Origin of the sequence: Xanthomonas cassavae CFBP 4642 (assembly GCF_000454545.1) — a bacterium.
GTDB classification, from domain to species: domain Bacteria; phylum Pseudomonadota; class Gammaproteobacteria; order Xanthomonadales; family Xanthomonadaceae; genus Xanthomonas; species Xanthomonas cassavae.
In genome coordinates this window covers 3,057,597-3,069,912 of record NZ_CM002139.1, presented here as the reverse complement: position 1 = coordinate 3,069,912, position 12,316 = coordinate 3,057,597, and the positions used below count along the sequence as shown (strand labels likewise).

Sequence of the window (12,316 nt, the reverse complement as noted above, 5' to 3'; positions counted from 1 at the left end):
GTAGCAGCCCAACCGACCGACTGGGGTAGATCGTCTCAGCAGGAGGTTCGCTTCATTCGGTTCCGACCCATCGCGTCCGACATCTTCAATCCCGAATCACGAATCCCGGTCCGCCTATTTGTCGCTCAGCGGCGCCACATACCCTTCCGGCTTGTCGGCATTGCGCTCGAACAGAAACTTCTGCAGCTCGGTTTCGAGAAAGGCGCGGTGCTTGGGGTCGCGCGGCGACAGCCGGTTTTCGTTGATCAGCATGGTCTGGTGCGCCAGCCACGCCTGCCAGGCGCTCTTGCCGATCTGCGCGAACACGCGCTGGCCAAGTTCCCCGGGGTAGGGCACGAAATCCAGGCCTTCGGTATCGCATTGCTGGTACTGGCAGAACACGGTGCGGGACATGCGATTTCCTTCGAAGCGGTTAGAGCGTAGCGAGCAGCTTGCGGATCGGTGCGGGCAGGCCCAGCGATGCGAGATCGGCGCGGGCCACCCAACGCAGATCGTCATTGTCGCGCACCGCTGCGCGCAGCGCGACCTTGCGCAGGCGCAACGGCTGCAGATGCAGGCGGTAATGGCTGAAGGTATGCACCAGCAGCGGCAGCGCGTCGGCGCGCTCGTAGTCGCCGTCGACATGGCCGGCAAACCAGGCGCGCATGCCACTGTCGGTCTCGGCCTGTGGCAGCGTCCATAGCGAGGCCCAGATGCCGGTGGGCGGACGCCGCTGCAGCAGGATCTCGCCCTGCGTGTTTTCCAGCAGCAGCGCAGTGGCTTCGCGTTCGGGCAACACCTTCCCCGGTTTGGGCGTGGGCAATGCATGCACCAGCCCTTCGCGGCGCGCGACGCACGCCTGCTGCAGTGGGCACACGATGCAGGCCGGCCGGGCGCGTGTGCACAAGGTGGCGCCGAAATCCATCTGCGCCTGGGTGTAGTCGGCCAGGCGGCCGTCGGGGACCTGTGCAACGTGCATGGTCGCCAGCTGCCATAGCTGCTTTTCCACCACCGGCAGCCCGGGATAGCCGGCAATGCCGTGGAAGCGCGTCAATACGCGCTTGACGTTGCCGTCCATGATCGGGAAACGCGCGTTCCAGGCCTGGCTGAGGATCGCGCCGGCGGTGCTGCGGCCGATGCCGGGCAGCGCAAGCAAGGCATCGACATCGCGTGGCAACTCGCCGCCGTGCAAGGCAACGCATTGCCGGGCGGCGGCATGCAGGTTGCGCGCCCGCGCGTAGTAGCCCAGTCCGGCCCAGTGCGCCATGACGCTGTCGTTATCGGCGGCGGCCAGATCGGGCAGGGTTGGAAAGCGCGCGACGAACTTCTGGAAGTAGGGAATGACCACCGCAACCTGGGTCTGCTGCAGCATGATTTCCGACAACCAGACCCGGTACGGCGCACGCGGATGCTGCCAGGGCAGATCGTGGCGGCCGTGGCCGTCGAACCAGTGCAGCAGGCGGTCGACAAAGGCGTCGGCAATGGGAGCGGCGTGATCGGCTGGCATGGGGTCTGCTGGCTGGGAGGGAGTAAGAGCGGCGAACAGAACGTAGCGAGCAGTCGTCAGGCGGGAGTTGACGGCGCGGAGGAACCGCAGTGTACGAGCGGTCCATGCCGATTCCGAGCATCGGCCGCGCCCGCCTGGTGAGCGCAGTCGTTTTGCTGGCCTCTGAGGCGTACTCAGGAGCGACGTTGAGAGCGCAAGAGCGAACGATCGCGCGCGTCGGCGGCCATCATGGTCTGCCCGACCATGTCGCGGAGGGCGCCCCTCTTGCACAACAATCCCAGCGCAGCGGCAGCGTGATCGCGCCGCGTTGCCGATATGCCAAGGCACTGCGATGTCGTGGCGCCGCCTCGCCGTATCCCCCGATGCCCATCACGCGCCCAGCCCGCCTGACGTGACGGCAGTGGTTCGGTTGCGCGGATTGCGGCCGCTGTCCCCGGTCCCCGGTGCCGGCTTTCAATCAACCGCCCAGCGCTTCCGGCAACAAGGCATCCACGAACGCCACCGGGTCGAACACGCGCAGGTCTTCCGGGCGTTCGCCGATGCCGGCGAAGCGGATCGGGATGTTGAACTCGCGCGCCAGCGCGAACACCACGCCGCCCTTGGCAGTGCCATCGAGCTTGGTCACCACCAGGCCGGTGACGCCGACCGCCGCATGGAACTGGCGCAGCTGCGAAATGGCGTTCTGGCCGGTGGTGCCGTCGATGACCATCAGCACTTCGTGCGGAGCAGCGGTGTCGATCTTGCCGAGCACGCGGCGGATCTTGCCGAGCTCGTTCATCAGCCCGGTCTGGGTGTGCAGGCGGCCGGCGGTGTCGGCGATCAGCACATCCGTACCGCGTGCCTTGGCGGCCTGCAGCGCATCGAAGGCCACCGAGGCGGCGTCGGCATTCTGCCCCTGCGCAATCACTGCCACGCCATTGCGGTCGCCCCAGGCCTGCAGCTGCGCCACCGCGGCGGCGCGGAAGGTGTCGCCGGCGGCCAGCATCAGGCTATGGCCTTCGTCCTTGAAGCGCTTGGCGAGCTTGCCGATGGTGGTGGTCTTGCCGACGCCGTTGACGCCGACGGTCAGCACCACGAACGGCTTGAGCGAGCGGTCGATCACCAGCGGCCTGGAGACCGGCTGCAGCAGCGCGATGAGATCGGCGCGCAAGGCCTTGAACATGGCCTGTGCGTCGGCGAATTCGCGCGACTTCATGCGCTTGCGCAAGCCTTCCACCAGCGCGGTGGCGGCGCCGATGCCGACGTCGGCGGTGATCAGCGCGGTTTCGATCTCGTCGAGCAGGTCGTCGTCGAGCTTGGGGTTGCGCGAGAACAGGCCACCGAAGCTGCGCGCGAAGCTGCTGTTGCGCAGCCGCTCACGCCAGCCGGGTTTGCCGGCCGGGGCAGCGGGCAGGGCATCGTGCTGGCCGACGATGCTGTCGCTGTCCTGCGTGGCCGGTACCGGGCTGCTGACGATGGCGGGTGCGCTGACCACCGGAACGGCGCTTGCGGGAGCGGCGGCAGGGGTTGCGAAGGCCGTTGGGGGTGCTGCCGGCGGCACGATGGCCGGCGCAGCGGCGAGCGGCGGGATGGCCGCAGGGATGGCCGCAGCAGTTGCTGCGCCCGATGGTGTGGTGGCTGGTGCTGGTGCTGCCGGCTGCGTTGGCGGAGCTGCCGCAGGAGAGGGCGCGGCAGCAGGCGCGTTCGGTACGTGCTGCGGCTGCACGACCATTGGCGGAACCACCACCACCGGAGTCGGCAGGGTTGGCGCAGCGCTCGGTGCCGGATCCGGCAGGGCCTGCAGGGCGGCGGGTGCGGCTGCGGCAGGCGGTGTCGGCGCGGTCGGCACCGCAGCGATGCTCTGTGCCTGGCCGGTGCGTGCAGCGATGTCGCGCGCAAGCTCGTCGGCTGGGGTAGTGGCAGCCGGCTTCGGGGTGTCTGCCGCCGGCGCAGGCGTTGCGGCTGGCGCGGGCGTGACCGGCGTTGCGGTGGCCGGCGTTGCGGTGGCCGGCGCTGTGCCGGTCTGCGCAGGCGGCACGGCCTCGAGCGGCGAGGCAGGCGTGGCGGCAGCCGGTGCGGTGGGAAAAGCGGCTGCCAGCTCTTCCAGGCTGTAGCGCGACGTACGCGAACTGTTGGGTGTGGTGGGCGTGTTGCGGCGGAAAAAGCTGGCCATTGGCAACGCAGTAGGGGAAACCGGGAATTCTACCATCCGGGTCCCGGCGCACCTTGACGCGCCCTTCAGTGCTGCGCGGTCAGATCGGCACCAACCCTGATCTCAGCGAGCCCCGCCATGCTGCCGAATTCGGCATTTGTGCAGCTCTGTTTCAGAGCGTCGATGCGAACTTACAACTGTCCCTTGAGGGCACGATAATCGCGCGGCGTCATGCCGACGGTGGCCTTGAACTGGCGCGCGAACGCGCTCTGGTCGGCGAAGCCGCAGCGCTGGCCGATGCTGGCGATACTGTCGTCGCCGTACAGCAGCCGCATCGCCGATTCGATGCGCAGCTTGGTCAGCAGCTGCTGCGGAGTGACCTGGAACACGCGGCGGAAGTGCCGCTCCAGCTGGGCTACCGATAGCCCGGCCAGGTCGGCCAGCGCCTGCACGCGCAGGTTGTCGCCGAAGTTGGCCTGCATGTGGTCCATCACCTGGCTGAGCCGTTCGTAGGCCGAATGACGGCTATCGGGCTGGCCCAGGTCGCGCGAGATGCCGACCACGCCGATCACCTCGTTGGCCTCGCACAGCGGGCGTTTGAAGGTCAAGCACCAGCCAGGCAACCGGTTGGGATACAGGTGCACTTCCAGCTGGTTGTCGATGAGTTCGCCGAGCAGCACGCGACGGTCCTGCATCATGTAACTGCCGCCCAGCGGCAGCGGGAACACTTCCAGCGGCGAGCGACCGATGATCTCGCTGCGCAGCTTGCGCCCGAGCCGGCGCACCAGGGTGAGATTGCAATGGGTGTAGCGGCCTTCGCCATCCTTGATGAAGAACACCACGTCCGGCAGCGCATCGAACAGCGTCTGCATTTCCAGCGCGGGAAGGTTGAGGTCCATCGGGGTCATGGTGGCAGTCACGGTTGGACGGCTGTACGAGAGGTGCAGCCCGTGACTGATCCTAGCGCAAACGCGCGGCCCTGAAGCAGCTCGGCGATTGTGCGGATTTCCGCATTTTCACTTCGCATTGCACGCTAGTCGTTCGCGGGCCGGCGGTGGGAGCATGGGCCATGCACACCATCGACGTCATCGACTCCCACACCGCCGGCGAACCTACCCGGGTGGTGCTCTCCGGCTTCCCCGACTTGGGCGAGGGCGACCTGGCGCAGTGTCGCGAGCGCTTTGGCCGCGACTTTGACCGCTGGCGCAGCGCCATTGCCTGCGAACCGCGCGGCTCGGACACCATGGTGGGCGCGCTGTTGCTGCCGCCGCGGGACCCGAGCGCCTGCACCGGGGTGATCTTCTTCAACAACGTGGGCTATCTGGGCATGTGCGGCCACGGCACCATCGGGGTGGTGCGCACGCTGGCGGAACTGGGGCGGATCGGGCCAGGGCAGCACCGCATCGAAACCCCGGTTGGCACCGTGGGAGTGGAGCTGGCCGCCGACGGCACGGTGTGGGTGGACAATGTCGAGAGCTATCGCGCCGCCGCCGGAGTGGAGGTGGACGTGCCGGGCTACGGGCGCGTGCGCGGCGATGTGGCCTGGGGCGGTAACTGGTTCTTCATCACCGAACAGGCGCCGTGCGTGCTGGACCTGGCGCATCAGCGCGAGCTCACCGCGTATACCGAGGCGATCCGGCTGGCGCTGGAAGCGGCCGGGATCACGGGGGAGGCTAGTGGCGAAATCGATCACATCGAAGTCAACGACGCCGCGCCCGACGGCAGCGGCATGGCGCGCAATTTCGTGCTGTGCCCGGGGCTGGCCTACGACCGTTCGCCCTGCGGCACCGGCACCAGCGCCAAGCTGGCCTGCCTGGCCGCAGACGGCAAGCTGGGCGAAGGCGAACGCTGGCTGCAGCAAGGCATCCTGGGCAGCGCCTTCGAGGGCAGTTATCGGCTGAGCGTGCGTGGCATTGCGCCGCGCATCAGCGGGCAGGCGCATCTCACTGCCCGCTCGCAGCTGGTCATCGACCCGGCCGATCCGTTCGCCTGGGGCATCGTGGCCTGATGCACGCCTCGCGGCCCGCGCCTGCGCCTGCAGTGGCCGCGTCGTCGCGTGGTCCTGCAGCGGCGCCGAGCACGCCTGCGGTGGGCGCAGCCCGCGCCGAGTCCGGCAGCTCCGCCGCCTCCACCCGGCGCAGTTACGACCTGATCGTGATCGGCGCCGGCATCGTGGGGGCCGCCTGCGCCGAGGCCGCGGCGGGCGAGGGCCTGCGTGTGGCGATCGTGGAGCCGGGGCCGATCGGTGGCGGCTCCACGGCAGCGGCAATGGGCCACCTGGTGGCGATGGACGACGACCCGGCCGAGCTGGCGCTGTCGGCCTATTCGCTGCGTCTGTGGGAGCGTTTCGCCACGCTCAGCGAGGCCGAATTCAGCCGTTGCGGCACCTTGTGGGTGGCCCGCGATGCACGCGAACTGGCGGCGGTGCCGGACAAGATCGCGCGGCTGGCAGCGGCCGGCCTGCACGCTGACGCCATCGATGCGCAGCAGCTGTATGCCCTGGAGCCGCAGCTGGTGCCGGGCCTGGCCGGCGGCATGCGGGTGCCCGACGAAGCGGTGGTCTACCCGCCGCGCGTGGCCCGGCATCTGGTGGGACTGGCCTGCACGGCGGGGGCGCGGTTGTTCGCTGGCCGCCGCGTGGCGCAGTTGCTGGAGCAGGGCGTGCGCCTGGACGATGGGCAGCAGCTGTCAGGACCGGTGCTGGTGGCCAGCGGCGTGGCGCTGCCGCAGCTGCTGCCGGAGCTGGCCCTGCGCCCGCGCAAGGGCCACCTGGTCATCACCGACCGCCATCCGGGGCTGATCCGGCATCAGTTGCTGGAACTGGGCTATGCCGATTCGGCGCATGGTGCCGACGACATCAGCGTGGCCTTCAATGTGCAGCCGCGGCCCACCGGGCAATTGCTCATCGGTTCGTCGCGGCAGGTCGGCGAGCACGATCGCGCGCTGTCGATGCCGGTGCTGCAGCGAATGCTGCAGCGTGCATTCGCCTACCTGCCGGTGCTGCGTGAGCTGCAGGCGATCCGCGTATGGACAGGCCTGCGTCCGACCACGCCGGACGGGCGGCCGTATCTTGGGGCGGTGCCCGGCCGGCGCGATGTCTGGGTGGCGGCAGGGCATGAGGGGCTGGGTGTCACCACGGCGCTGGGGAGCGCACGGGTGATCGTGGACAGCCTGCTCGGGCGCACGCCTGCCATCGACCCTGCGCCGTATGCGCCGGCACGCGCCGCGCAGGGGCACGCCGCATGAGCGCGAGGGTGCGCCTGCAGGTGGATGCGCAGCCGGTGGAGGTGCCTGCCGGTGCCAGCGTGGCGGCCGCGGTGGCGCAGGCCACGCTGCAGTTCCGGCAATCGAGCAGCGGGCAGCCGCGTGCGCCGCTGTGCGGCATGGGCGTGTGCTTTGAATGCCGGGTGCGCATCGACGGGATCGGCCAGCAACGCGCCTGCCTGGTGCAGGCACGCGACGGCATGCAGGTACGCACCGATGGCTGAGCGCGTCCTGCATTTCGATGTGCTGGTGATCGGTGCCGGCCCGGCCGGGCTGGCCGCGGCGCAGGCGGCTGCCGGCCATGGTGTGCGCGTGGGCATGGTGGACATGCAGCCGCGCGCGGGTGGGCAGGTGTGGCGCAGCGATGTGCGGCACGGCGCACCGGCCGATGCACGCGCGTTGCTGCGGCAGGTGAGCGATACCGCCGCGATCACGCTGCTGACGCGCACGCAGATCGTGCTGGCGCAACCTGGATGGCTGCTGGCCGATGGCCCGGACGGCACGCTGCAGCTGCATTACGCCGCCCTGGTGCTGGCCACCGGTGCGCGCGAGCTGTTGCTGCCGTTTCCGGGCTGGACGCTGCCCGGCGTCACCGGCGCCGGCGCGGCGCAGGCGCTGGCCAAGCAGGGCTGGCCGCTGGCCGGCAAGCGGGTGCTGGTGGGCGGCAGCGGGCCGTTGCTGTTGGCCAGCGCTGCGACCTTGCAGCGGCATGGCGCCACGCTGCTGGGCATTCACGAACAGGCGTCGGCGGCGGCACTGCGCACGTTTGCCGCGCAGCTGTGGCGCTGGCCGGGCAAAGCCGCGCAGGCAGTGGCGCTGCGGCTGCAACTGCATCGAGTCGGGTATCGCACCGGCAGCGTGGTGGTGGCCGCGCACGGCGATACGCAGCTGCGCGAAGTGGAACTGGAGGGGCCGGCCGGGCGCACCCGTATTGCCTGCGATCAGCTCGCGGTGGGCTACGGCCTGGTACCCAACACCGAGCTGGCGCAGTTGCTGGGCTGCCAGCTGGAGCCCAGCGGCGCGCATCGGCAGGTGCAGGTGGATGCCTTGCTGCGCACCAGCGTCACCCAGGTGTTCGCGGCCGGCGAAGCCTGCGGCATCGGCGGACGCGATTGCGCGCTGGTCGAAGGCGCGATGGCCGGACATATGGCGGCCGGCGCGCCGGCCGACGCGTTGCGGCTACAGCCGCGCCGAGGGACGGCGCGCGCCTTCGCCACGCTGTTGCAGCAGCAGTTCGCGCTGGACCGGCGCATCCACGCCCTGGCGCGGCCGGACACCCTGGTCTGCCGCTGCGAAGACGTGCCGCTGGGTGCGCTGGACAGCTTCCACGATGCACGCGACGCCAAGCTGGCGTCGCGCTGCGGCATGGGCGCCTGCCAGGGCCGCATCTGCGGCACCGCGCTGGCCGAACTGGGCCGCTGCCTGCCCGATCTTTCCTCCGACGCCGGCCGCCGGCCGCCGTTGTTCCCGGTCCGCCTCGCGGCGCTGGCCGATCCGTTCACTTCCGACTCGCAAGGGAATCATCCATGAGCATTGCCACGTTCTGGCACGGCGTGTTGCCGGCCATCACCACCCCGTTCACCGCCAACGGCGAGATCGACCACGACTTCCTCGGCAAGCACGCCAACCAGCTGGTGGACGCCGGCTGCACCGCGATCGTGCCGCTGGGCTCGTTGGGCGAAGCGGCCACCTTGAGCGTGGACGACAAGCTGGCGATCCTGCGCACCCTGGTCAGCGCCTTGAACGGCCGCGTGCCGGTGGTGCCGGGCATCGCCAGCCTGGCGACCGGCGAAGCGGTGGCGCTGGCAAAGGCGGCCAAGGAGATCGGCTGCGGCGGATTGATGGTGTTGCCGCCATACGTGTATTCCACCGATTGGCGCGAGATGGGCGCGCATGTGCGCGCGGTGATCGGCGCGACCGATCTGCCGGTGATCCTGTACAACAATCCGGTGGCCTACAAGACCGATTTCGGACCGGCGCAGATCGCCGAGCTGGCCGCCGAATTCCCGAACCTGCAGGCAGTGAAGGAATCCTCCGGCGACGTGCGCCGCTTTGCCGCATTGCAGGAATTGTTGGGCGACCGCCTGGCACTGCTGGTGGGCATGGACGATGCCATCGTCGAAGGCCTGAGCATGGGCGCCAAGGGCTGGATCGCCGGCCTGGTCAATGCGTATCCAAAAGAATCGGTACGCCTGTTCGAGCTGGCGCGCGATGGCGGTTACCCGGCGGCCAAGGAATTGTACAACTGGTTCCTGCCGCTGCTGCGGCTGGATACCGTGCCTACCTTCGTGCAGCTGATCAAACTGGTCCAGGCAAAGGTGGGCATGGGCAGCGAGCAGCTGCGTGCGCCGCGGCTGGTGGTGGCCGGTGCCGAGCGCGAGGCGGCGCTGAAGGTGATCGACCACGCCATCGCACACGCGCCCAAACTGTCGTGATTGCGCAGGCACCATGACGCTGCGCGCCACGACACTCTGTCAGCGTGTCGCGTCGGCACGCCACCGCCGCCGCTACGGCGGGCGTGTGCCGATCGATGTGCGGGCCGCACGCAGTGCGACCTGCGCATCGCCTCCCTGGGTAGCCGCTGCGGCACATCGCGCAGCGGCCCATTCCATGCAATCGAAGGTGCCGCAATGAACGACATGCTCCAACCCGTCCTGCTCGCCGGCCAATGGCAGCCCAGCCATGCGACGAGCGGCGGCTTCCGCGCTGCCGATCCCGGCACCGGCGAGCCGATCGGCCCGCTGTTTCCGGTCAGCGATGCCCAGGACATCGAGACCGCGCTGCGCGCCGCGCAGGCGGTGGCCGCCGAACTGGCTGCCGCACCGGCCGAGCGCATCGCCGCCTTTCTGGAGGGCTACGCCGACGCGCTGGATGCCGACGCCGACACCCTGGTGGCGCTCGCACACGCAGAAACCGCATTGCCGGCGCCCACCCGCCTGCGTGGCAACGAGCTGCCGCGCACCAGCGGCCAGCTGCGCCAGGCGGCCAAGGCGGTGCGCAGCTACAGCTGGACCAACCCCATCATCGACACCGCCGCCGATCTGCGCGCGCATCTGGCGCCGCTGGGCAAGCCGGTGCTGGTGTTCGGCCCCAATAATTTCCCGTTCGCGTTCAATGCGATTGCCGGCAGCGATTTCGCCTCGGCCATTGCCGCGCGCAATCCGGTCATTGCCAAGGCGCATCCGTTGCATCCGGCCACCAGCCAGCGCATGGCGCAGCTCGCGCATCAGGCGCTGCTGGCCGCAGGGCTGCCGGCGGCCGCGATGCAGTTGCTGTATCACCTGGATAACGCACTCGGCGCGCGCCTGGCCGGCGACGCGCGGTTGGGGGCGATCGGGTTCACCGGCAGCCGTGCCGGCGGCCTGGCCTTGAAGGCGGCTGCCGATGCGGCCGGCGTGCCGTTCTACGCCGAGCTATCCAGCGTCAACCCGGTGTTCCTGCTGCCCGGCGCGCTGGTCGAGCGTGGCGATGCGCTGGCGCAGGAATTCTTCGCCTCGTGCACCATGGGCAGCGGGCAGTTCTGCACCAACCCCGGCGTGGTGGTGGTGCCGCACGGCGCGTCGGGCGATGCCTTTGTCGCCGCCACCAAGGCGCACTTCGATGCCGCGTTGCCGATGGTGCTGTTCTCGGCCTCCGGGGTGGACGGCGTGCAGCGCGGCGTGGCGACGCTGCGTGACGCCGGCGCGGCGCTGCTGGCCGGCGGGCACCGTGGCGAAGACGGTTTCCGCTATGCGCCTACCTTGCTGAGCGTGGATGCGCAGGGATTACTGGCCAACCCGCAGGCGCTGCAGACCGAGGCCTTCGGGCCGGTGAGCCTGTTGGTGCGCGCACGCGATACCGCGCAGATGGCCCAGCTGGCGGCCGCGTTCGAAGGCAACCTCACCGGCACGTTGTACCGCGCAGGCGATGGCAGCGACGATGCCGCCTGGCAGGCGATCGCGCCGGTGCTGCGCGCGCGGGTGGGGCGCCTGATCAACAGCAAGATGCCGACCGGGGTGGCAGTGAGCGCGGCGCAGAATCATGGCGGCCCATTCCCGAGCACCGGGCATCCGGGCTTCACTGCGGTCGGCATGCCCGGCGCGATCCGTCGCTTTGCGGCGTTGCACAGTTACGACGCAGTACCGGATGCGCTGCTGCCGGTGGAACTGCGCCAGCGCAATCCCGGCGGCGTGGCGCGCCTGGTGGACGGGCGGTGGAGCAGCGCCGACGTGGGAGCGGGCGCATGAGCACCCAGATTGGCGGTCTGTCGCTGCAGCAGGCGCAGGCGCAACTGGCGCCCTGGACGCAGCGCGCCGCGCCGATCGCGGCCGATGAGTATGCGCAGCGCATCGAGCGTGCGCGTGAGTTGATGCGCGCGCACGGCGTGGATGCACTGTTGGTCGGCGCCGGCACCTCGCTGCGCTACTTCACCGGGGTGGCGTGGGGGGCAAGCGAACGGCTGGTGGCGATGCTGCTCACCATCGATGGCGACCCGGCGCTGATCTGCCCGGCCTTCGAGGAAGGCTCGCTGGACGCGGTGCTGCAGATCCCGGTGGCCAAGTTGCTGTGGGAAGAACACGAGGATCCGTATGCACTGGTGGTGCAGGTCATGGACGATCGCCATGCACACGCGCTGGCGCTGGATCCGGGGATCGCGTTTGCCGTGCACACCGGCCTGCGCGCGCACCTGGGCACCGCCATCCGCGACGCGGGCGGCATCATCGATGGCTGTCGCATGTGCAAGTCGGCCGCCGAGCTGGCACTGATGCAGCAGGCCTGCGACATGACCTTGCTGGTACATCGCCTGGCCGCCGGCATCGCGCACGAAGGCATCGGCACCGACCAGCTGGTGCGCTTCATCGACCAGGCGCATCGCGCGCTGGGCGCGGACAACGGCTCGACCTTCTGCATCGTGCAGTTCGGGCATGCCACTGCGTTTCCGCACGGCATTCCCGGTGTGCAGCAGCTGCGCGAAGGCGAGCTGGTACTGATCGACACCGGCTGCACCGTGCAGGGCTACCACTCCGACATCACTCGCACCTGGAGTTACGGCACGCCCAGCGATGCGCAACGGCGCATCTGGGACCTGGAGCAGGCCGCGCAGGCCGCGGCATTCGCGGCGATCCGCCCAGGCGTCGCCTGCGAGGCGGTGGACCAGGCCGCGCGCACGGTGCTGGAGGCGGCAGGGCTTGGCCCGGAGTATCGTCTGCCCGGCTTGCCGCATCGCACCGGTCATGGCTGCGGCCTGGCGATTCATGAGGCGCCGTATCTGGTGCGCGGCAACGCACTGCCGCTGCAGCCGGGCATGTGCGCCAGCAACGAGCCGATGATCGTGGTGCCCGAGCAGTTCGGCGTACGTCTGGAAGACCATTTCCATGTCACCGATGCCGGCGCGCAGTGGTTCACCCCGCCGTCGCCGGCGATCGACCAACCGTTTGCATGAGCCGGTACAGGCT

Annotated in this window: 11 protein-coding genes and 1 other RNA gene; 7 read left to right on the top strand and 5 right to left on the bottom strand. The window is 69.6% G+C overall.

Annotated features, from left to right (window positions below):
* Positions 1–114 precede the first annotated feature (114 nt).
* From XCSCFBP4642_RS0113545 to XCSCFBP4642_RS0113530, 5 genes are all read right to left on the bottom strand, one after another.
* Positions 115–393, bottom strand: coding sequence for an oxidative damage protection protein (locus XCSCFBP4642_RS0113545; protein WP_029220268.1), 279 nt, complete (start codon positions 391–393; stop codon positions 115–117).
* A 19-nt stretch (positions 394–412) separates the two neighbouring features.
* On the bottom strand, positions 413–1,486 hold the full coding sequence (gene mutY, locus XCSCFBP4642_RS0113540) for an A/G-specific adenine glycosylase (protein WP_029220267.1): 1,074 nt from the start codon (positions 1,484–1,486) through the stop codon (positions 413–415).
* A gap of 30 nt (positions 1,487–1,516) precedes the next feature.
* Positions 1,517–1,592, bottom strand: a non-coding RNA gene (locus XCSCFBP4642_RS27125) — sX9 sRNA.
* Positions 1,593–1,943: 351 nt separating this feature from the next.
* Entirely contained in the window at positions 1,944–3,638 is a 1,695-nt protein-coding gene (ftsY, locus tag XCSCFBP4642_RS0113535; RefSeq protein ID WP_029220266.1) for a signal recognition particle-docking protein FtsY, read from the bottom strand.
* A gap of 170 nt (positions 3,639–3,808) precedes the next feature.
* A complete protein-coding gene (locus tag XCSCFBP4642_RS0113530) occupies positions 3,809–4,525 on the bottom strand; it encodes an AraC family transcriptional regulator (RefSeq protein ID WP_029220265.1) in 717 nt (238 codons plus the stop codon).
* A gap of 161 nt (positions 4,526–4,686) precedes the next feature.
* Here XCSCFBP4642_RS0113530 and XCSCFBP4642_RS0113525 point away from each other — a divergent pair, with 161 nt between their 5' ends.
* From XCSCFBP4642_RS0113525 to XCSCFBP4642_RS0113495, 7 genes are all read left to right on the top strand, one after another.
* The gene (locus XCSCFBP4642_RS0113525) at positions 4,687–5,625 is read left to right on the top strand and encodes a proline racemase family protein (RefSeq protein ID WP_029220264.1); all 939 of its coding nucleotides are present in this window, start codon (positions 4,687–4,689) and stop codon (positions 5,623–5,625) included.
* Positions 5,625–6,863, top strand: a complete 1,239-nt coding sequence (locus XCSCFBP4642_RS0113520; RefSeq protein ID WP_029220263.1) for an NAD(P)/FAD-dependent oxidoreductase — start codon at positions 5,625–5,627, stop codon at positions 6,861–6,863. Before XCSCFBP4642_RS0113525 ends, XCSCFBP4642_RS0113520 begins: the two co-directional genes overlap by 1 nt.
* Positions 6,860–7,105 carry a 2Fe-2S iron-sulfur cluster-binding protein gene (locus XCSCFBP4642_RS0113515; RefSeq protein WP_029220262.1) on the top strand — a complete coding sequence of 82 codons (246 nt, stop codon included), beginning with the start codon at positions 6,860–6,862 and terminating at the stop codon, positions 7,103–7,105. The genes XCSCFBP4642_RS0113520 and XCSCFBP4642_RS0113515 overlap by 4 nt, the downstream gene beginning before the upstream one ends.
* Positions 7,098–8,411 carry an NAD(P)/FAD-dependent oxidoreductase gene (locus tag XCSCFBP4642_RS0113510; protein ID WP_029220261.1) on the top strand — a complete coding sequence of 438 codons (1,314 nt, stop codon included), beginning with the start codon at positions 7,098–7,100 and terminating at the stop codon, positions 8,409–8,411. The genes XCSCFBP4642_RS0113515 and XCSCFBP4642_RS0113510 overlap by 8 nt, the downstream gene beginning before the upstream one ends.
* Positions 8,408–9,316 carry a dihydrodipicolinate synthase family protein gene (locus XCSCFBP4642_RS0113505; protein WP_029220260.1) on the top strand — a complete coding sequence of 303 codons (909 nt, stop codon included), beginning with the start codon at positions 8,408–8,410 and terminating at the stop codon, positions 9,314–9,316. Before XCSCFBP4642_RS0113510 ends, XCSCFBP4642_RS0113505 begins: the two co-directional genes overlap by 4 nt.
* A 195-nt stretch (positions 9,317–9,511) precedes the next feature.
* Positions 9,512–11,107: an aldehyde dehydrogenase family protein gene (locus tag XCSCFBP4642_RS0113500; protein WP_029220259.1), complete on the top strand. Its 1,596-nt coding sequence runs from the start codon at positions 9,512–9,514 to the stop codon at positions 11,105–11,107.
* A complete protein-coding gene (locus tag XCSCFBP4642_RS0113495; protein WP_029220258.1) occupies positions 11,104–12,303 on the top strand; it encodes a M24 family metallopeptidase in 1,200 nt (399 codons plus the stop codon). The genes XCSCFBP4642_RS0113500 and XCSCFBP4642_RS0113495 overlap by 4 nt, the downstream gene beginning before the upstream one ends.
* Positions 12,304–12,316 lie beyond the last annotated feature (13 nt).

Coding starts and splice junctions, on each gene's coding strand:
- XCSCFBP4642_RS0113500 (WP_029220259.1), top strand. CDS start 9,512: ATGAACGACATGCTCCAACCCGTCCTGCTCGCCGGCCAATGGCAGCCC.
- XCSCFBP4642_RS0113495 (WP_029220258.1), top strand. CDS start 11,104: ATGAGCACCCAGATTGGCGGTCTGTCGCTGCAGCAGGCGCAGGCGCAA.
- mutY (WP_029220267.1), bottom strand. CDS start 1,486: ATGCCAGCCGATCACGCCGCTCCCATTGCCGACGCCTTTGTCGACCGC.
- XCSCFBP4642_RS0113505 (WP_029220260.1), top strand. CDS start 8,408: ATGAGCATTGCCACGTTCTGGCACGGCGTGTTGCCGGCCATCACCACC.
- XCSCFBP4642_RS0113530 (WP_029220265.1), bottom strand. CDS start 4,525: ATGACCCCGATGGACCTCAACCTTCCCGCGCTGGAAATGCAGACGCTG.
- XCSCFBP4642_RS0113545 (WP_029220268.1), bottom strand. CDS start 393: ATGTCCCGCACCGTGTTCTGCCAGTACCAGCAATGCGATACCGAAGGC.
- XCSCFBP4642_RS0113510 (WP_029220261.1), top strand. CDS start 7,098: ATGGCTGAGCGCGTCCTGCATTTCGATGTGCTGGTGATCGGTGCCGGC.
- XCSCFBP4642_RS0113520 (WP_029220263.1), top strand. CDS start 5,625: ATGCACGCCTCGCGGCCCGCGCCTGCGCCTGCAGTGGCCGCGTCGTCG.
- ftsY (WP_029220266.1), bottom strand. CDS start 3,638: ATGGCCAGCTTTTTCCGCCGCAACACGCCCACCACACCCAACAGTTCG.
- XCSCFBP4642_RS0113525 (WP_029220264.1), top strand. CDS start 4,687: ATGCACACCATCGACGTCATCGACTCCCACACCGCCGGCGAACCTACC.
- XCSCFBP4642_RS0113515 (WP_029220262.1), top strand. CDS start 6,860: ATGAGCGCGAGGGTGCGCCTGCAGGTGGATGCGCAGCCGGTGGAGGTG.